Here is an 18649-nt window from a genome sequence, read left to right as displayed (position 1 = left end):
CATATGAGGGGTCAGGGGTCCTAGGCTCTTGCCAGCGAAAGGCAAAATTCCTCAGGGTTCGACCGGCGTTCGCAACAGTCTCAGCGCATTGATCGTCACCAGGACGGTGGCGCCGGTATCGGCCAGGATCGCCGGCCAGAGGCCGGTCACGCCGGCAACGGTCGTTACGAGAAAGACGCCCTTGAGGCCGAGCGCTATCGCGATGTTCTGGTAGATATTGCGCATCGTCTGCCGCGACAGCCTCACCATCGCGGCAATATCCGTGACGCGCCCATGGAGGCTGGCGGCATCGGCCGTCTCGAGCGCCACGTCGGTGCCGCCGCCGACCGCAATGCCGACATCCGCAGCTGCCAGAGCCGGCGCGTCGTTGATGCCGTCGCCGACTTTGGCGACCACGTAGCCATCGCTCTTCAATTCGCAGATGATGCGCTGCTTGTCTTCCGGGAGGAGTTCGGCGCGCGCCTCGATCCCGAGCCGGCCGGCGATCGCCTCCGCCGTGCGCCGGTTGTCACCCGTGAGCATGATCACGCGAAGGCCGCGCTCCGCAAGCGCCTTCACGCCCGTCGCCGCATCGGTGCGCGGCTCGTCGCGCATGGCGAGCGCCCCGGCCGCGCGCCCGTCGGCGATCAGCACCGAAACGGTCTTGCCCTGGCCGTGCAGGGCGGTCACCTGCGCCTTTTGCTCCGCCGTCAATGGCGCGCGGCGGTCAGCCTCCTGCGGCGAGCCGAGGAAGAGGTCCGAGCCTGCCACCCAGCCGTTGACACCCTTGCCGCCGAGGGCCTTGACGTCGGTTGCGGTCGGCAATGCGGCTCCATCGGCCTCGGCACGCGACAGGATCGCCTGCGCCAGCGGGTGGCTGGAGCCCTGTTCGAGGGCGGCCGCATGGCTGAGGACGTCCACTTCGGCTCGGTCGAACCCAAGGATATCCGTCACCAAGGGCCTACCTTCGGTGAGCGTGCCGGTCTTGTCGAAGGCGACGGCGGTGACCTTGCCGATGTTCTCGAGCACGGCGCCGCCCTTGATGAGCAGACCGTGGCGCGCGCCGGCCGAGAGGCTCGCGGCGATCGCCGCCGGTGTGGATATCACGAGCGCGCAGGGGCAACCGATCAGCAGGAGGGCGAGGCCCTTGTAGAGCCACTCCTGCCAGAGGCCGCCGAAGAAGAGCGGCGGGACGATCGCAACCAGGGCGGCGATCAGGGCCACGGCCGGCGTATAGGTGCGGGAGAAGCGGTCGATAAACCGTTCCGTCGGCGCTTTCATCTCCTGCGCCTCCTCGACGAGTCTGATGACGCCGGCGATGGTGTTGTCGGCGGCAGCGGCGGTGACGCGCAGCCGCAAGGCGCCATCGCCATTGACCGTACCGGCAAAGACGGCGTCGCCGGGCCCCTTCAGGACAGACGCGCTCTCGCCGGTCACCGGCGCTTCGTCGACGCCGCTCTCGCCGGTCAGGACCACGCCGTCGGCGGCGAACCGGTCGCCGGGGCGGACAAGAATGATGGCGCCCACCGGCAGGCTCTCCGCCGAAACCTCGATCATGCGGCCCTCCGCCTCCATGAGCGCCGTTTTCGGCACAAGCGCCGTCAGCGCTTCAATGCTCGCCCGCGCCTTGCCGGCAGCGATCCCTTCGAGGAGTTCGCCGATCAGGAAGAGAAACACGACCATCGCCGCCTCTTCGCCGGCACCGATGAAGACGGCGCCAACCGCCGCGATGGTCATCAGCATCTCGATGGAGAACGGCGTCCCGGCGAGAGCGGCCATAACCGCTCGTCTGGCGATCGGCAGCAGGCCGACAAGCATGGCAAGGGTGAATATCCACGGCTCGGTCACAGGAAAGAGCTTTCCGACGCCGTAGGCCCCGGCGAGCGCGACGCCGCAGGCAACCGTCAGCCTGCCCTTTCTCGTTCTCCACCATGACTCCGCTCGGCGCACATGGTTCGCCGCCGCGCCTACTTGCGAGGGATGGTCCGAGTGTGCGGGCCGAACATCATGTGAGTGCCCATGGCCGCGATCATCACCCGCCACATCATGGGCATGCGCATGCGCGCAGCAAGCATGCTCGCCAGGAGGCGATGCTCCTTGTGACACTTCGCCGGCCAGTGGCATGAGCCCGTAACCAAGCCCGACCAACTTGCGCACGATTGCCGGGCCGATATTGTCGTGGTCGGCATGCCGGACCGTCATCGTGGCCGCAGTCACCGAGACACTGACCTCCTCGACACCAGCGACCCGCCTGACGGCGGTGTCGATCTTCGCGGCGCAGGACGCGCAATCCATGCCTTCGACGCGATATCTGCTTTCCCGAACCGGACCTGTCACGCGTTGCTCCTTTAGCTTCAGAGCAGGCTACAACCTCTAGCGACTAGAGTTACAAGCGAGAATGCCATAGTGGGGCGTAACTGGCGGGTCTGCGAGCGCGCCACAGCTATGGCGCTGAGAGCTTCTGCTGTTCGAGCGGTGGAGTCGGTCGACACGAAGACCAGCGTTTCCGCGCAAACTTCCAGAACCCCTAATTTCTAGTTGCAAAAGCAATGCAACTAGGTATGTTCATCTTCGCTATGGTACAACCTCTGACGCTCGGTGATCACACTCGTAACGTTTGCGGCCGCATTGCCGTGCCATGGCTTTTTTTCAGGCCTCGAGATCAAGAATCGCCCTGACCGGTACCGGTCAGGGCATCCCGCATGGGACCATCCTGACTCCGTCGTGCCGGTCAGGAAGAGTACCGACTGCCCGGCTGCCGGGGAACTGCCACGAACCAACACGATTTGCACCGATGAGCGCTTTCGAACGAGTGATTGGCCAGGAGCTGGCACCGTACCTCCGATCAGTCGGCTTTCTGAGACATGGCCAGACTTGGAATCGGCGTACGGACGGCGTCGTGCAGGTCATTTCCGTACAGCGGTCGATGAACAATACAGAGCTCGATTCCCGCTTCACGGTCAATATCGGCGTGACCCCCGGCACCCGGCCGACAAATGCCAGAGTTGCGGAACATGACTGCAGGGCTCGCCAGCGCATCGGCTTTCTGCGCCCGGAGCGGCAGGATCATTGGTATCGCTATCAGCCGAAGGACGCGGCGAGCGTCCAGCTCGCGGTCGCGGAAGCCCGTGCAGACATAGAAGCTTACGCGCTGCCCTACCTCTCTCAAACGTCAGGCAAGTTTCCATGGCTGTTGCCACAGGCAACGCCGGTGATGCCAGCACATGCGGGGGTCTGGAAGGCATTCGACGGTCTCAGGCGGCGGATCATTCGTCTTTTACCGTCAAAGAGGGCGTCTGGTCGGTAGCCCAAGCAACGGGCGGTGCCGTCCGAGCTGCGGCCGCGACCGGTGGCTGACGACCGAGTCGCAACACTACGCACGACGGGCAGGGCTACTACCTCTTTCCAGCTTCCCGCCGTTGGCTCAGCAAAAATGGTGCTCTCGCGATATAAGCCTGGGCCGTTCATGTTCCAGAGATGACTCCTTCCGATATGCTTCCTGTGCTATGTTTCCGCCTTGTGCTTCCTTGCGGAGGGAAAGCAATATGGAAGCTCTCGCAATCTTCGCACGAAACTGCATTTTCGCTGTTTTCTCCGGCTGCATGCTTCTCTCGTCTCCGGTGGCGGCCGAAGAGGCGGCCGATGTAGCGACCGGGACGCGGCTCGCCGAATTGCTCAGGGCAGCCCGCAACGTCCTTTCGAATTATCAGTCGCTCATCAATGATCCGGCCGTCGCAGACAAGCATCTCGACGGCGAACGTTTCACAGCCGAGGCGATCGCCCTCTATGGCAAGCGCACCGGCGGTCAATTGATCTCCAGCGATCTGGCGGAGCGCGATCGCAAGTTGCTCCAGGCACAGGTCGATGCCATGCGCGAGGTGATCGACGAGCATCAGGACGACATAAACCGGCCCGGGATCGCCTTTAAGGGTTTCGTTCCGGCCGTCTTTGCGCGCCTGATGAACGAGAAATTCGCCGCCAAGGTGGGAAACGAGGCGCTGGTCCGCGTCACTGCGCCGGAGGTCCTGGTGCGTAACCGCAAGTCGCTTCCCGACGCTTGGGAGGCGAAGGTCATCGAGGAGGTCTTTCCGGATCCGCAGAGACCCAAGGGGGACAGCTATACGGAATTGACGACGGTGAACGGCCGCCCTGCCTTTCGCATGCTGCTGCCGGAATATTACACCGAATCCTGTCTTACCTGTCATGGCGTGCCGAAGGGCGAAATCGACGTCACCGGCTATCCGAAAGAGGGCGGTAAAGCGGGTGACCTCGGCGGTGCGATCAGCATCGTCTTGTTCCAATGAGCGCGCTGGGAGAGCAGGTGCGGCCGGTCGTTGTCCCGGCGCCGGCCAAGAGGTTTGCCGGCCGGCTTGCCAACCTGCCGATCTCGGCCCGCGTCGCAACACTGACCGCCGCCGGCCTGATCAGCCTTGTCCTCTCATCGGTCTTTCTCACCCAGGCACTCCACCGCAGCGCCGAGCGCATGGCCGACACCCAGGAATTGTTCGACCGCGCCGCATCGGCGGCGGCGGCGCATGTCGCCTTCGGCGATCTCAGATACTGGCTGACCGATCTCTCCGTCAGCCTGCTGATGAATTCGCAGCGCAACGCGGAGCAGGCCCGCGAACGCCTGCAGGTGCAGCTGGAGCGCCTTGCCAAGCACTCTCCCGACGCCGTCAGAGAAATCCGCACGGAAATCGACGCCTATGTAGAGACGGCGCTGCAGGCAACGGAAAGCTACACCCAGGACAACCGCATTCTCGGCAACACCTTGTTGGCGGAGGCACGTACCCACAGCGGTCATGTCGATGCGAATCTCAACAGGCTGGTCGAGCAGGTCAAGGCCGATGCCGAGGCCGCCCGCAACGAGGTCGTGGCGCAGACGCAGAAGACGGCCACCACCGCGGCCATCCTGGTCGGCGGCGTCGTCCTGATCGGCTCGCTTCTGACGCTCCTCGTGCTGCGCTCGATCGTCGGTCCGCTCCGGCGCCTCAATCGGGTGATCGGTGACCTGACGGAAGGCCGCTACGATGTGGAGATCCCTCAGGAGGGCGGCGACGAATTCGGAGCCATGGCGAAAACGCTTTCGCTCTTCCAGCAAAACGCCATCGAAAAGAAAAAGCTCGAAGACGAGGCAGAGCGGCAAAGGCGGACGATCGCCGCGGCACTCGAGGCGATCTCCGACGGATTTGTCCTCTATGATCCGGATGACAAGATCCTCGTCGCCAACAGCAAATATTGCGAGATTTTCCCAAGCCACAAACCGAACGAGCTTCGCGGTAAGAGCTTCCGCGAGATCCTGCAACAGAACGTCGCAAGAGGGCAGGTGGACCTCGAAGGCAAGGCGCCGCAAGAGTGGATCGAGGAACGCCTGCGCCTCCACCGCGATCCGGCCGGTCTCGCCGACGAGAGGCGGTTCGGCGACAAATGGGTGCGCATCACCAAACGCAAAATCCCCGACGGCGGGACGGTCGCCGTCTATACGGACATCACCGAACTCAAGCAGAGACAGGTCGAGCTCGAGCGGGCCAAGAGCAATGCCGAGGCGGCAAGCGAGGCCAAGAGCCGCTTCCTCGCCTCGATGAGTCACGAATTGCGCACGCCGCTGAATGCGATCATCGGATACAGCGAGATGCTGATAGAAGAGGCACGTGATCACAACGAAGACGAGCTGGTCCCGGACCTCGAGAAAATTGCCTCGGCCGGCCGGCATCTTCTGTCGCTCATCAACGACATCCTCGACCTGTCGAAGATCGAGGCGAACAAGATGGAGGTCTTCCTCGAAACCTTCGATGTCGCCGCGCTGCTGAGCGACGTGAAAGCCACTGTCGCACCGCTGATGGCGAAGAACCGCAACGAGTTCGTGCAGGATCTCGACGGCGATCTTGGAGAAATGCACTCCGACCAGACGAAGCTGCGCCAGAATCTCTTCAACCTCTTGAGCAATGCGGCGAAGTTCACCAATGACGGCCGGGTGACGCTTTCAGCTCGGCGGGAGGGGCGAGCGGACGGCGATTGGCTCGTCTTCAAGGTATCGGATACCGGCATCGGCATGACGTCGGAACAGCAGGACCGGCTTTTCAACGCCTTCACGCAGGCCGATGCTTCCACCACCCGCAACTACGGCGGCACCGGCTTGGGCTTGAGCATCACCCGCAGTTTCAGCCGTATGATCGGCGGCATCGTCAATGTCGAAAGCGAGGTCGGAAAGGGCTCGGTCTTCACCATGGAAGTGCCGGCACTGTGCAAGTGGGAGACCGAAGAGCCACGGCCGGCCGAGCCATCGCAGATCATCCAGCCGGGCCGCACGGCCCTGATCATCGACGACGACCCGGCGGCCCGCAACCTGATCGCAAAAGCGCTCGCGGAAGCAGGTCTTGCCTCGATGCAGGCAGCAAGCGGAGCGGAAGGAATAGCGGTCGCCCGGGAGTATCGACCCGACGCCATCATTCTCGACATCATCATGCCGCGCCAGGACGGCTGGTCGGTGCTGCGCACGTTGAAGAGCGACCCTGAACTCTGCACCATCCCCGTGATCCTGGCGACAATCCTGGCGGATCGCGAGCTCGGCCTCTCGCTCGGCGCGGTCGAATACCTGACCAAACCGATCGACACCGACAAGCTGATCCGGACAATCGAGGCTTGCGGGGGCGGAAACCGCGACGTGCTGGTCATCGACGACGATCAGGCTTCCCGCGACTTCCTGCGGCGCATTCTGGTGAAGAGGGATTGGAAGGTTCACGAGGCAGGCGATGGCATCCGCGGTCTCGAAGTGATGAAACGGCTTCTGCCGCGCCTGGTCCTGCTCGACCTGCTGATGCCGGAAATGGATGGATTCCAGACGCTCAGCGAGATGCAGAGGATCCCGGAGCTGCAGAACATTCCGGTCGTCGTGGTCACGTCGAAGGACCTCTCGGCAAACGAGTTGCGGTGGCTGCGCGAACGGGCGGTCGCCGTCGTGAACAAAGGTGCAAACAGCAGGTCGCAACTGGTCGAGGCGCTCGAGCGCCAGATCGCATCGCGTGAAACGGCCGCCCAGGCCGGCGGCAGCGGCTGAAGCCTACAACGCCCGTGCAACCTTGCGGCAAGCCGGAGGAGACCGGAAATGACGAGAATCCTTCTGGTGGAAGACAATGAAATGAACCGCGACATGCTTTCGCGGCGGCTGTCTCGGCGCGGCTTCGACGTGCTGATTGCGGAAAACGGCAAGGCGGGCGTCGAGCTCGCCGCTTCCGAAAGGCCCGATCTGATCCTGATGGATATGAGCCTGCCGGTCATGGACGGCTGGGAAGCGACCAGACAGATCAAGGCCAACCCGCTCACCTCTACGATCCCGGTCATCGCGCTGACTGCGCACGCCATGGCGAGCGATCGGGACCTGGCGCTCGATGCCGGCTGCGACGACTATGACAGCAAGCCGGTCGACCTGTCGCAGCTTGTCCGAAAGATCGAGCAGTTGCTCACCACATCCAATTGAGTGGCGTTTGAAAATGAGTGTCGGTAACGAATTCCAGCGTCAAGCCTTGGCCACCCACGTGGCGCAGCGGATGGCCGGCCCGGCACAGGCGATCCTCGGATTTCAGGAGTTGTTGCTCGAACAGGCGCGGGACCTCGGCTTGGCACATATGCTGGCCGATCTGGAGCGGATCGGCGCTGCCGCGACACAATTGAACGGTCTGATCGATCGCCTGATCGATGACCAGGCGAACTGTCCGGAGAGAGACGAAGCCGGGGCGGAGGCACGGTTGCGGCACGATCTGCGCACGCCGCTAAATGCCATTATCGGCTATTCCGAAATGATCCTCGAGGAGGCGGGAGACTTGCACCCGCACACGCTGAAGGAGGATCTCGGCGTGATACTGACGGCGGCGGCCGAGCTTTTGAAGCAGGTCGACGCCATCGCCGGTCTTTCGCGCGGGGCGGCCATCGAGGCGCTTCAGCCAAGGGATCAGGCGGGGCTCGACGCAGCCGAACTGGAGCGGCTCCTGTTCAAGACCGGGCATGATGCCTGGCCGGATCAGGGCGGCAGAATTCTCGTCGTCGATGACGTCGCCAGCAATCGCGACCTCCTCTCCCGCCGCCTGCGGCGCGAGGGCCATCGTGTCGCCGTCGCCGATTCCGGCCTCTCGGCGCTTGCGAGACTGCAGGAGGGGGAGTTCGACCTTATCCTGCTCGATATCCTGATGCCGGACATGAACGGCATCGAAGTCCTTTCGCGGCTGAAGGCGGAAGACCGCTGGCGGCACATCCCGGTGATCATGATATCGGGCCTGAACGAAGTGGCCGCGGTGGCCCGCTGCATCGAAGCGGGAGCCGATGACTATCTGACCAAGCCGTTTAATCCGATCCTGCTTCGGGCGCGCATCAACTCCACCCTCGAAAAGAAGCGCTGGCTCGACCGCGAGCACCGCTATCTTGAGCAGATCCAAACGGAGAAGCGGCGCGCCGATAACCTTATCCACGCGATCCTGCCAGACCAGATCGTTGCCCGATTGCAGGGCGGCGAGGAGATCATCGCCGATCGCTTCGATGAGGTGTCGATTCTGTTTGCCGATATCGTCGGCTTCTCGCCCATCGCGGCAAGGCTGCCGCCGTCCGATCTGGTCAGGCGACTGGATAGTATGTTCAGCAAGTTCGATCTGCTGACCGAGCAGCATGGCGTGGAGAAGATCAAGACCATCGGCGATGCCTATATGGCTGCCTGCGGGATTCCGGAGCCTTCGGCGGATCACGCCGACAGGATCGTGGCTCTCGGGAAATCGATGCTGGAATCGTTGCAGGATACGGCCCCCGATGGCGACCGCTTCCGGGTTCGCATCGGAATCCATTCGGGGCCGGTCGTCGCCGGACTGATCGGCCGGCTTCGCTTCGTCTACGACGTCTGGGGAGAAACGGTCAACATTGCGAGTCGCCTCGAATCCCAGGGCGTCCCCGACAGCGTGCAAATCTCGGAAGCGACCAGGCGTGCCTTGCGCGGCCGATGGGCGCTGGAGCCCCGTTGCGCTCTCGACCTGAAGGGCAACGGCAGGATCGAGACCTATCTCGTTCGATAGGCCTGACGCCCGGCGCCGGCTTGTTGCGAAGGGAGACTTGGCGGCGCCCGCCGGCGATCCCGCAGTCTGCTGCCGCTCAAGAAAAGTGCGCCGAGCCTCAGCAGCCCGGCGCTTGGGCGGCATTTCCCTCATCCCACCTTGGGCTCGACCGGCTCCCAAATGCTTATTCTGCGAGTCTCGGGCATCAGATACAGGGCGAGCAGGAAGCATACGGCGGGCACCATGATCGGGTAGATCAGCGCATAGCCGATGCTACCGGTGGCGGCGAAAGCCGCCGAGGTGACGAAGGGCACCAGTCCGCCGCCCCACCCGTTGCCGATGTGATATGGCACCGATACCGACGTGTACCGGATCCGGCCGGGAAAATATTCTGCCAGGAACGCCCCGACCGGCCCATAGACCATTCCGACATAGCAAACCAGGATGAAGATGATGAGGATCGCGGTCGGGTAATTGATGTTTTCAGGCTGCGTGACTGTGCCCAGCCAGAGATACAGCGGGTAGTAAGTGATCGCCGCAAGCAGCATGCCTCCGAGGATCACCGGCTTGCGGCCGATAATGTCGGACAGCCAGCCGAAGAAGATCAAGCTCGGCGTCGCAAGCAGCAGCGCTGCACCGACGATATAGGCGGAGTTCAGCGGGTCCACCTTGGAAACCTGCTGCAGGAAGTACAAGGCCCAGAACTGGCCGCTGTACCAGACCACCCCCTGCCCGATCAGCACGATGGTGGCGATGCCGACATATTTGATGTTGGAACTGAGGAAGGCCTCTTTCCAGGGATTCTGGGTCATCTGCCCCTTGGCCTTGATCTCCGCAAAGATCGGTGTCTCCTGGAGCTGAAGCCGGATGTAGATTGCGATGCCGACCAGCAGGAACGACACCAGGAACGGAACGCGCCACGCCCATGCGTCGAACACTTCATTGCCGAAATAGGTGCGCGTCGCGATGATCACGGCGAGCGACACCACGATCCCGAGGGTCGGAGAGGTCTGAAGCCAGCCGGTGTAGTAGCCGCGCCGTTCGTCGGGCACATGCTCGGCGACATAGGTGATAGCGCCGCCATATTCGCCGCCGAGGCACAGGCCCTGAATCATCCGCAGGGCGAAGAGGAGGAATGCCGCGGTCAGGCCGATCGCCTCGTAGGTCGGGATCAGACCGATCGCGCCAGTGCCCAACCCCATTCCGCTGAGGGTGATGAGGAACGTATATTTGCGGCCGACCCGATCGCCCATCCAGCCGAAGAGAAATGCCCCCAACGGGCGGATCAGGAAGCCTGCGGTGAACAGCGCAATCGTGCTCAAGAGCGCCGCGACCGGGTGTGACTGTTCAAAGAACTTGACCGACAAAACGGCGGCCAAGCTGCCGAAAATATAGAAGTCATACCATTCGATGATATTTCCCACCGAGGCGGCGATGATCACGCGGCGGAAATCCTTCGGGACTTGGATAGCCATGTTTCTTCCTCCCATTGCATCACATGGCCCCCACAATTTTTCAGTATTTTAGCACGAAAACTGTCCGATAAAAGAGTTCTGCTCCGGCAACAACAGATCTCTGAAGTAACGACTTGTCGCGAAAGCTCGACTTTGCCAAGCCTGGGGCGACGATCGCAAGTTCTGACTTACATCGATACATGGTGCGAATGACGACTTCCCCATGCAGAGCGACGTGGAGATTCGAACTTTGCGACGGACACACATCTGTCGCGAATCTCGTCCGACTTCATTTGCAAAAGCGTAAGGGTGTTTTGACCCCACCTTCCGGTTCACGGTTTGATCGTTGATGTTCGGCCTAAAGAGGGCTTCGACATATGACGATCACAGAGTTTATGCATGGCACCAAGGCCGATGAGGCGGTGCAACGGTTCGAGATATTCACTGGCTCGGGCCGGCGTCGTAATTGGAGCAACAAGGAGAAGGAGCGGATCGTCGCCGAGAGCAATAGCGGCGAGATGTCGGTCTGCGCCGTTGCTCGCCGCCATGGGCTGTCGCCTGGGCAGTTGTTCACCTGGCGGCGTCTCGACCGACGCCGGCAGGAGGAGGGTTCGCCGCCAATGTTTGTGCCGGCGGTGATCGAGGCGGTGGAGGAACCGCCAGCGCGTCGCCAGAAGATAGCAGCCAAAACCGCGGCTCCGCGAGTGGCGATCGAACTGGAGATCGGCGAAGCAACCATCAGAATTGCGGCTGGCACCGATGCTGCGACGATCGCCGCAGTCATCCAGGCGCTGAGAGCTCAAGCGTGATCGGGCCGTCGGGTACCGTCCGGGTGATGATTGCCACCAGGCCGGTCGACTTCCGCAAGGGGGCCGAAGGGCTGGCGGCGCTGGTGAAGGCGGAGCTGGGAGGCGATCCATTCTCCGGCACGGTTTACGTGTTCCGGGCGAAACGAACCGACCGGATCAAGCTGATCTTCTGGGATGGCACCGGGATGTGTCTCGTCGCCAAGCGCCTTGAGGATGGCGAGTTCCGCTGGCCGAAGATGCAGGATGGTGTCATGCATCTGACCGCGGCACAGTTCTCAGCGCTGTTCGAGGGGCTGGACTGGAAACGCGTCCACGCCAGAGAGCCGGCGCGTGTTCCCGTAACAGCCGGCTAATACCAACGAGCGCCGTTTCCGACTCTCAGGGATTCCCACGGGGCTTCGAATCTGAATCCATGCAGCAAACGGGAGGTTTGCGATGGGTTCAGCAATTTTGTTGCGTGATGATTTCGATGGGCGTGCTCTTCGACAGCTCGCACGGCAAACGAAGGATGCCAACCAGGCGCGGCGGTTGCTGGCGCTCGCCGAGATTTATGACGGCGGCTCGCGCTCGGATGCGGCACGGATCGGCAGCGTGACGCTGCAGATCGTCCGTGACTGGGTGCTGCGGTTCAATGCGCGCGGCCCCGACGGGCTGGTGAACGGCAAAGCACCCGGCGGCCGAGCGAAGCTGAACGTCGCTCAGCGCCATGCGCTGGCGAAGATCGTCGAAAGCGGCCCGATCCCTGCGATCCACGGTGTCGTCCGCTGGCGGCGCAAGGACCTGGTGCGGTGGATATTCCAGGAATTCCGCATCGCGATGGACGAGACGACTGTCGGCCGTGAGTTGAAGGCGCTCGGCTTCGCCAAGCTGTCGGCCCGCCCGCGCCACTACGCCCAGAACGAGCTGGAGGCAGAAGCTTTTAAAAAGACTTCCCCGCCGCTCTGGCGGAAATCCGAGGCCGGCTCCCGCGCGGCACCGACCTCGAGCTCTGGTGGGCCGACGAAGCGCGCATAGGCCAGAAGAACAAGATCACGCGGCGGTGGGCGCGTCGCGGAACCAGACCCTCCGCACCCTTGGATCAGCGCACCATGTGGGCCTACATCTTCGGGGCCGTCTGCCCGCGGAAGGGAAAGGGTGCGGGCCTTGTCCTGCCCTATTGTGATACCGAAGCCATGCAGCAGCATCTCGCCGAGATCAGCCAGGCCGTCGATGAGGGAGCGCATGCCGTGCTCATCCTCGATCAGGCCGGATGGCACGTCACGCCGAAGCTCAAAGTGCCGGACAACATCACCCTGATGTTCCTGCCGCCTCGTTCGCCGGAACTGAACCCCGTGGAAAACGTCTGGCAGTTCCTGCGCGACAACTGGCTCTCGAACCGCATCTTCAAAGACTACGACGACATCGTCGCCCATTGCTGCGCCGCGTGGAACAAGCTCGTCGACCAGCCGTGGAAGATCATGTCCATCGGACTCCGCGAATGGGCGCATCGGTCATGATCACCGCTCGTTGGTATAAGGGTCCGCGACCAATTGAATCAGGGGCGTGGAGGCTCTGCCCTCAGGCCAACGAATATGCTCTGTTGCGCCCATGACGATGACGGCGGACGAGCTTCCCGACGACCTGGAGACGCTGAAGGCGATGGTGCTTTCGCGCGAGGCGGAGAATGCGCGGCTGCGCCAGATCATCAAGGAGTTGCAGCGCCACCGCTTCGGCCGCCGGGCCGAGACCTTGCCCGAGGACCAGCTTCTGCTTGGCCTCGAAGAAGCGGAGCAGATCGAGGCGGACGCGGACGAGGAAAAGGCGCAGGCTGCCATCGCGGAGCGTCAGGTGCGGGCGGCAAAACGCCGGAGCAATCGCGGCTCGCTTCCCGCCCATCTGCCGCGAGTCGAAACGGTCGTCGACATCGATGACCATGCCTGCCCCTGCTGCCAACATCCGCTTCACCGGATCGGCGAGGATGTCAGCGAGAAGCTCGACATCGTTCCGGCCCAGTTCCGGGTCCTGGTCGTGCGCCGCCCGAAGTATGCCTGCCGTGCCTGCGAAGACGTCGTCGTTCAGGCTCCGGCTCGCGCGCGGCTGATCGAAGGCGGCATTCCGACGGAGGCGACCGTCGCCCAGGTGCTGGTCTCTAAATACGCCGATCACTTGCCGCTCTATCGGCAGGCGCAAATCTACAAGCGCCAAGGGATCGACCTCGATCGCTCGACGCTCGCCGATTGGGTCGGCCGTGCCGCCTGGCACCTGCGTCCGGTCCACCAGCGGCTGCTTGATCACCTGAAGGCAACCTCCAAGCTCTTTGCCGACGAGACCACCGCTCCGGTTCTTGATCCGGGGCGTGGCAAGACCAAGACAGGCCAGCTATGGGCCTATGCCCGCGACGATCGACCATGGCAGGGCGACGATCCGCCCGGCGTCGCCTACGTCTATGCGCCGGACCGCAAGGCCGAGCGGCCGATGTCCCATCTCGACGGATTTGCCGGCATCCTGCAAGTCGACGGCTACAGCGGCTACCGGCCGCTCGCCGAGAAGAATGGTGTATCCTTGGCCTTCTGCTGGAGCCATGTCCGTCGGCGCTTTTACGAGCTGGCGGCTGCCGGTCCCGCGCCGATCGCCGGCGAGGCGCTCAAACGCATCGCCGAGCTCTATCGCATCGAGGACGAGATACGCGGACGGACGCAGGATGAGCGTCGTGCCGTACGCCAGCAAAAGAGCCGCCCGATCGCTGACGGTCTCGCGCCCTGGCTGCGCGAACAACTCGCTCTGATCAGCCAGAAGACGAAGCTCGCCGAGGCAATCCGCTATGCGCTCTCACGCTGGGAAGGGCTCACCCGTTTCATCGACGACGGTCGCATCGAGATCGATTCCAACACCGTCGAACGCTCGATCCGACCGATCGCGCTCAACCGGAAAAACGCACTCTTCGCCGGCTCCGACGCCGGAGCCGAGCAATGGGCGACCATTGCTTCGCTGATCGAAACCGCCAAGCTCAATGACGTCGAGCCGCTTGCCTATCTGGCCGACGTCCTCAGCAGGATCGTCAACGGCCATCCGAACAGCCAACTCGATGACCTGCTGCCTTGGGCTTACGCCGCAAGCACGAAGCCCAACGCCGTGGCATGAGAGCACCGCTTATTCGAGCCGAATTATGACGGCCGTCACCTCGGTCGCAGACGTTACTCCTATAACGTGTCCGCATTCTTCCCGGCGAGGCGATGACGCTGTAGAGTCGAACGTGCGCCCGACCATCCCACCTGGAGGCTCCGTATGGCTGAGGTCTTGCTGTTCCACCACGCACAGGGACTGACCCCGGGTGTATGCGCGTTCGCCGACGACTTGCGGGCCAGGGGTCACATCGTTCACGCGCCGGACCTGTTCGACGGACGCACGTTCCAGAGTATCGATGAGGGTCTCGCCCACATCGGTGAAATCGGATTCGACGAAATGCGGGAGCGCGGCGTCCGCGTCGCCGACGAACTGCCTCCCGAGCTCGTCTACGCCGGGTTCTCGTTCGGTGTGCTGCCGGCACAGAAGCTGGCACAGACACGGCCCGGAGCCCGCGGAGCCCTGCTCTTCTACTCTTGCCTGCCGATCAGAGGCGAGTGGGCCTTCGGACCCTGGCCGGACCGCGTCGCGGTCCAAATCCACGGTATGGACAACGACCCGATCTTCGTCGGCGAGGGCGACATCGACGCCGCCCGCGAGATCGTCGAGAAGGTCGAGGACGCGGAGCTTTTCCTGTACCCCGGCGATCAGCACTACTTCGCCGACAGCTCGCTCCCGTCGTACGACGCGGATGCGACCGCGCTACTCACTATCCGAGTGCTTGAGTTCCTGGATCGCGTCTGATCCATGCCGGCGTCTGGCTTGAGCTCAGTCCGAAAGGTGGTCCCGCAACAGCGCTTACGCAAAAGCTGTTCTGCTGCGGACAACAACGTGCAGCGCTTCAGTGCTACAGACCATTTGGGGAGGCTGACAAACGCGCGGCGTTACGGGTGTCCTGCACTCGGTGACGCAGCGTGGCAGTGGCGAGTTCGGTGTGTGCGGTGGGCGGTAAAAGCAAAAGGCCCGCCTGGGATGATCCGGGCGGGCCTTGTTGTTGTCTTGCGATTGGTTGCGGGGGCAGGATTTGAACCTGCGGCCTTCAGGTTATGAGCCTGACGAGCTACCGGGCTGCTCCACCCCGCGTTATTTCTGAACCGGCTGTTTTAGCCCGGTTGTTTTTGTGTTTGCCGGTCCTCGGCCTTTGGCCTGCGGTCCGGAGGGCTGCTGCACCCGGCGTTATTTTTGCGGTTTCCGAAGCAAAAAAGGCCGCGTTGAGCGGCCCATTGTTTCGGCCGGGCCGAAGGCTGAAGAGAAGATGATCTTTTTGCGCCGCTGCCTTGTCCGTCTCGTTGGCTCGACGGGGAGCGGCGTTTTACGCTTGCGATTTGCAGACCTGGCAGCGACCTACTCTCCCGCGTCTTAAGACGAAGTACCATCGGCGCTGGGGCGTTTCACGGCCGTGTTCGGAATGGGAACGGGTGCAGCCACCCCGCCAGAACCACCAGGTCGGCAAAGCGCAAGCTTTGCTCCCCGGAGGGAGCAAACTGATTTGAGAAGCTGGCTGAAGTTTTCACTTCATTTTTTGAACACGTCTTTGACGGTGCTTGTGGCGCTTGCCGAGCTTCAGCTCCGCAAGGCCAAAGGCCGTCGCGCCATCTGGCGCGGCCCGTCCGGAGCGCTTTGGCGCGTCAGGACAGTCAACAGCTCATCTTTTGATGAGCATGAGCAATGGGAACGATCAAGCCGATCGAACGATTAGTACCGGTAAGCTTCATGCGTTGCCGCACTTCCACACCCGGCCTATCAACGTGGTCGTCTTCCACGGTTCTCAAGGGAATACTCGTTTTCAGGTGGGTTTCCCGCTTAGATGCCTTCAGCGGTTATCCCTTCCATATATAGCTACCCTGCTATGCCCTTGGCAGGACAACAGGTCCACCAGAGATATGTCCATCCCGGTCCTCTCGTACTAGGGACAGATCCTGTCAATATTCCTACACCCACGGCAGATAGGGACCGAACTGTCTCACGACGTTCTGAACCCAGCTCACGTACCGCTTTAATTGGCGAACAGCCAAACCCTTGGGACCTGCTCCAGCCCCAGGATGCGATGAGCCGACATCGAGGTGCCAAACAACCCCGTCGATATGGACTCTTGGGGGTCATCAGCCTGTTATCCCCGGCGTACCTTTTATCCGTTGAGCGATGGCCCTTCCACGCGGGACCACCGGATCACTATGACCGACTTTCGTCTCTGCTCGACTTGTCAGTCTCGCAGTCAGGCGGGCTTATGCCATTGCACTCGACGAGCGATTTCCGACCGCTCTGAGCCCACCATCGCGCGCCTCCGTTACTCTTTCGGAGGCGACCGCCCCAGTCAAACTACCCACCATACACTGTCCCGGATCCGGATGACGGACCGCGGTTAGACATCCATGACGATAAGGGTGGTATTTCAAGGATGGCTCCACGAGAACTGGCGTCCCCGCTTCAAAGCCTACCACCTATCCTACACATGCCGACACGAATGCCAGTGTAAAGCTATAGTAAAGGTGCACGGGGTCTTTCCGTCTGACCGCAGGAACCCCGCATCTTCACGGGGAATTCAATTTCACTGAGTCTATGTTGGAGACAGCGGGGAAGTCGTTACGCCATTCGTGCAGGTCGGAACTTACCCGACAAGGAATTTCGCTACCTTAGGACCGTTATAGTTACGGCCGCCGTTTACTGGGGCTTCGATTCAGAGCTTGCACCCCTCCTCTTAACCTTCCAGCACCGGGCAGGCGTCAGACCCTATACGTCGTCTTGCGACTTCGCAGAGCCCTGTGTTTTTGATAAACAGTCGCTACCCCCTGGTCTGTGCCACCCCATCTGACTTGCGTCAAAAAGGGTCACGCTTCTTCCGAAGTTACGCGTGCAATTTGCCGAGTTCCTTCAACATAGTTCTCTCAAGCGCCTTGGTATACTCTACCTGACCACCTGTGTCGGTTTCGGGTACGGTCTATACGGTGGAGCTATTTCCTGGAACCGCGCCGCCGCCCGGACAATCCAATAAGTCCGAACAACTTGTGCGATCCGTCACTACCACCAGGCCCACGAATATTAACGTGGTTCCCATCGACTACGCGTGTCCGCCTCGTCTTAGGGGCCGGCTAACCCTGCTCAGATTAACTTTAAGCAGGAACCCTTGGTCTTTCGGCGAGAGGGTCTCTCACCCTCTTTATCGTTACTCATGTCAACATTCGCACTTCCGATACCTCCAGGACCCCTCACGGGTATCCCTTCACAGGCTTACGGAACGCTCCGCTACCCCTACGTCTTCGCTAGAAGATCGTAAGCCTCAGCTTCGGTGCATGGCTTCAGCCCCGTTACATTTTCGGCGCAAAGACCCTTATTTAGACCAGTGAGCTGTTACGCTTTCTTTAAATGATGGCTGCTTCTAAGCCAACATCCTGGTTGTTTTGGGATCCTCACATCCTTTCCCACTTAGCCATGACTTGGGGACCTTAGCTGGAGGTCAGGGTTGTTGCCCTTTTCACGACGGACGTTAGCACCCGCCGTGTGTCTGCCGACTAGTACTCCCCGGTATTCGGAGTTTGGTTAGGATCAGTAAGACGGTGAGTCCCCATAGCCCATCCAGTGCTCTACCCCCGGGGGTATTCGGTCGACGCTCTACCTAAATAGATTTCGCGGAGAACCAGCTATTTCCGAGTTTGATTGGCCTTTCACCCCTAGCCACAAGTCATCCCAATCTATTGCAACAGATGCGGGTTCGGTCCTCCAGTTGGTGTTACCCAACCTTCAACCTGCTCATGGCTAGATCACTCGGTTTCGGGTCTAATGCGACATACTAAGGCGCCCTGTTCAGACTCGCTTTCGCTACGCCTCCACCTACCGGCTTAAGCTTGCATGTCACACTAAGTCGTTGACCCATTATACAAAAGGTACGCCGTCACCCTTGCGGGCTCCGACTGTTTGTAGGCATCCGGTTTCAGGTTCTATTTCACTCCCCTTGTCGGGGTGCTTTTCACCTTTCCCTCACGGTACTTGTTCGCTATCGGTCATGCACGAGTACTTAGGCTTGGAGAGTGGTCTCCCCATGTTCAGACAGGATTTCTCGTGTCCCGCCTTACTCAAGGACAATGCGTGTTCTACGTGTACGGGGCTATCACCCGCTACGGCCGACCTTTCCAGATCGTTCCACTTTATTCCGCATTGCCACTGGCCTGGTCCGCGTTCGCTCGCCACTACTTGCGGAGTCTCGGTTGATGTCCTTTCCTGCAGGTACTTAGATGTTTCAGTTCCCTGCGTTCGCTTCTTATCCCTATTGAATTCA

General features: G+C 61.6%; 12 protein-coding genes, 1 tRNA gene and 2 rRNA genes (1 of these 15 only partly in view). 10 read left to right on the top strand and 5 right to left on the bottom strand.

What is annotated here, in order from left to right; translation table 11 throughout:
* Nucleotides 1-51: 51 nt before the first annotated feature.
* Nucleotides 52-2316: a heavy metal translocating P-type ATPase gene (locus tag USDA257_RS29040; protein ID WP_014766559.1), complete on the bottom strand. Its 2265-nt coding sequence runs from the start codon at nt 2314-2316 to the stop codon at nt 52-54.
* Nucleotides 2317-2773: 457 nt separating this feature from the next.
* Here USDA257_RS29040 and USDA257_RS29035 point away from each other — a divergent pair, with 457 nt between their 5' ends.
* The 5 genes from USDA257_RS29035 to USDA257_RS29015 all read left to right on the top strand — a co-directional run bounded on the left by USDA257_RS29035 (nt 2774) and on the right by USDA257_RS29015 (nt 9032).
* Entirely contained in the window at nt 2774-3286 is a 513-nt protein-coding gene (locus USDA257_RS29035) for a DUF4304 domain-containing protein (protein ID WP_041414812.1), read from the top strand.
* A gap of 238 nt (nt 3287-3524) precedes the next feature.
* Entirely contained in the window at nt 3525-4283 is a 759-nt protein-coding gene (locus USDA257_RS29030) for a Tll0287-like domain-containing protein (protein ID WP_014766557.1), read from the top strand.
* Complete coding sequence (locus USDA257_RS29025; RefSeq protein ID WP_014766556.1) at nt 4280-7036, top strand: response regulator; 2757 nt, start codon at nt 4280-4282, stop codon at nt 7034-7036. The genes USDA257_RS29030 and USDA257_RS29025 overlap by 4 nt, the downstream gene beginning before the upstream one ends.
* 48 nt (nt 7037-7084) lie before the next feature.
* Nucleotides 7085-7456 carry a response regulator gene (locus USDA257_RS29020; RefSeq protein ID WP_041414811.1) on the top strand — a complete coding sequence of 124 codons (372 nt, stop codon included), beginning with the start codon at nt 7085-7087 and terminating at the stop codon, nt 7454-7456.
* A gap of 13 nt (nt 7457-7469) precedes the next feature.
* Nucleotides 7470-9032, top strand: coding sequence for an adenylate/guanylate cyclase domain-containing protein (locus USDA257_RS29015; protein ID WP_041414809.1), 1563 nt, complete (start codon nt 7470-7472; stop codon nt 9030-9032).
* 128 nt (nt 9033-9160) lie between these two features.
* Here the strand turns inward: USDA257_RS29015 and USDA257_RS29010 are convergent, their stop codons facing one another.
* Nucleotides 9161-10486 (bottom strand): MFS transporter, encoded by a 1326-nt coding sequence (locus USDA257_RS29010; RefSeq protein ID WP_014766554.1) that lies wholly within the window; start codon nt 10484-10486, stop codon nt 9161-9163.
* Nucleotides 10487-10842: 356 nt separating this feature from the next.
* On the opposite strand from USDA257_RS29010, the gene tnpA reads away from it, so the two are divergent.
* From tnpA to USDA257_RS28980, 5 genes are all read left to right on the top strand, one after another.
* Nucleotides 10843-11274 carry an IS66-like element accessory protein TnpA gene (tnpA, locus tag USDA257_RS29005; RefSeq protein WP_041414807.1) on the top strand — a complete coding sequence of 144 codons (432 nt, stop codon included), beginning with the start codon at nt 10843-10845 and terminating at the stop codon, nt 11272-11274.
* Entirely contained in the window at nt 11271-11627 is a 357-nt protein-coding gene (tnpB, locus tag USDA257_RS29000; RefSeq protein ID WP_041414806.1) for an IS66 family insertion sequence element accessory protein TnpB, read from the top strand. The genes tnpA and tnpB overlap by 4 nt, the downstream gene beginning before the upstream one ends.
* 82 nt (nt 11628-11709) lie before the next feature.
* Nucleotides 11710-12770 (top strand): IS630 family transposase gene (locus tag USDA257_RS34660; protein ID WP_086018031.1). Its coding sequence is split into 2 segments (ribosomal slippage): nt 11710-12202 and nt 12202-12770, totalling 1062 coding nucleotides; the frame shifts between segments, so codons are not numbered across the junction.
* 91 nt (nt 12771-12861) lie between these two features.
* On the top strand, nt 12862-14394 hold the full coding sequence (gene tnpC / locus USDA257_RS28985; RefSeq protein WP_014766551.1) for an IS66 family transposase: 1533 nt from the start codon (nt 12862-12864) through the stop codon (nt 14392-14394).
* Between the two features lie 144 nt (nt 14395-14538).
* The gene (locus USDA257_RS28980; RefSeq protein WP_014766550.1) at nt 14539-15120 is read left to right on the top strand and encodes a dienelactone hydrolase family protein; all 582 of its coding nucleotides are present in this window, start codon (nt 14539-14541) and stop codon (nt 15118-15120) included.
* Between the two features lie 262 nt (nt 15121-15382).
* On the opposite strand, the gene USDA257_RS28975 is transcribed toward USDA257_RS28980, so the two are convergent.
* The 3 genes from USDA257_RS28975 to USDA257_RS28965 all read right to left on the bottom strand — a co-directional run.
* Nucleotides 15383-15459 (bottom strand) — tRNA-Met (locus tag USDA257_RS28975).
* Between the two features lie 248 nt (nt 15460-15707).
* Nucleotides 15708-15822, bottom strand: a 5S ribosomal RNA gene (gene rrf, locus USDA257_RS28970).
* Nucleotides 15823-16050: 228 nt separating this feature from the next.
* Nucleotides 16051-18649 (bottom strand): 23S ribosomal RNA (locus USDA257_RS28965) (it continues 355 nt past the right edge of the window).

This window comes from Sinorhizobium fredii USDA 257, from assembly GCF_000265205.3.
Classification (GTDB): domain Bacteria; phylum Pseudomonadota; class Alphaproteobacteria; order Rhizobiales; family Rhizobiaceae; genus Sinorhizobium; species Sinorhizobium fredii_B.
Note: the sequence above shows the minus strand (reverse complement) of the source record. Positions and strands in the feature narration are given on the sequence as shown.

What these genes read in the sequence shown, in the direction of transcription:
- USDA257_RS29035 (WP_041414812.1), top strand. Translation starts at nt 2,774, where the DNA reads ATGAGCGCTTTCGAACGAGTGATTGGCCAGGAGCTGGCACCGTACCTC.
- USDA257_RS29030 (WP_014766557.1), top strand. Translation starts at nt 3,525, where the DNA reads ATGGAAGCTCTCGCAATCTTCGCACGAAACTGCATTTTCGCTGTTTTC.
- USDA257_RS29025 (WP_014766556.1), top strand. Translation starts at nt 4,280, where the DNA reads ATGAGCGCGCTGGGAGAGCAGGTGCGGCCGGTCGTTGTCCCGGCGCCG.
- USDA257_RS29020 (WP_041414811.1), top strand. Translation starts at nt 7,085, where the DNA reads ATGACGAGAATCCTTCTGGTGGAAGACAATGAAATGAACCGCGACATG.
- USDA257_RS29015 (WP_041414809.1), top strand. Translation starts at nt 7,470, where the DNA reads ATGAGTGTCGGTAACGAATTCCAGCGTCAAGCCTTGGCCACCCACGTG.
- USDA257_RS29010 (WP_014766554.1), bottom strand. Translation starts at nt 10,486, where the DNA reads ATGGCTATCCAAGTCCCGAAGGATTTCCGCCGCGTGATCATCGCCGCC.
- tnpA (WP_041414807.1), top strand. Translation starts at nt 10,843, where the DNA reads ATGACGATCACAGAGTTTATGCATGGCACCAAGGCCGATGAGGCGGTG.
- tnpC (WP_014766551.1), top strand. Translation starts at nt 12,862, where the DNA reads ATGACGATGACGGCGGACGAGCTTCCCGACGACCTGGAGACGCTGAAG.
- USDA257_RS28980 (WP_014766550.1), top strand. Translation starts at nt 14,539, where the DNA reads ATGGCTGAGGTCTTGCTGTTCCACCACGCACAGGGACTGACCCCGGGT.